The organism is Campylobacter sp. RM9331, assembly GCF_020137685.1.
GTDB lineage: Bacteria > Campylobacterota > Campylobacteria > Campylobacterales > Campylobacteraceae > Campylobacter_E.
On the sequence record NZ_JACGBA010000060.1, the window covers coordinates 1 to 712 of the forward strand.

Here is a 712-nt window from a genome sequence, read left to right on the forward strand (position 1 = left end):
TTATTAAGTGTAATAACTCTAACCTATGCAAGCGTAGGTAAAATATCAGCCATTAGAGGTGATGCAGTAGTTATCTCAAAAGGTAATGAAATAAAAGCTTTATTAAATCAAGAACTTGATGAAAGCGATATTATAAAAACGGGAAATAATGCAAGATTACAAATAATCTTTAATGATAACACCGTTACTACTCTAGGTAAAAACACAAGCTTAGAAATAAAACAATTCTTATTAGATGGAAAAAACTCTAAAGTAAATCTTGAAGTAAGTGAAGGAAGCTTTAAGGTAATTACAGGAGAAATCTCAAAATTAGCAAGAAAGAATTTCTCTTTAAAAGCTCATACAGCAACAATTGGTATTAGAGGAACAGTGTTTGTAGGAGAAGTTGGACTTAATATAAATAAATTAGCTTGCTTACAAGGTGCAATAGATGTTAGATTAGGTAATAAAACTTCTTTAATTGATTCAGGAAAACAAATAAGCTTTTCAAATACTAAGGTAATTAAAGTTGAACCTTTAAAAGTAAATGATTTTTCTTTAACCAAAGCAAATATTAACGAAGATAATAAACCAGAAAAAATACAAGAAAAACAAGAAGATAAACAAAGCACTACAAATACTAATAAAGTAACAAGTATTACTTTAAGTAGTGATATTAAAGCTGAAAACACTAATTCAAATTCTAAAAATACTTTACAAACTAGTGAGCAAA

Annotated in this window: 1 protein-coding gene; it reads left to right on the top strand. The window is 27.2% G+C overall.

What is annotated here, in order from left to right:
• On the top strand, positions 1 to 712 hold a 712-nt coding region (locus AVBRAN9331_RS09760), incomplete at both ends, for a FecR family protein (RefSeq protein ID WP_336612932.1).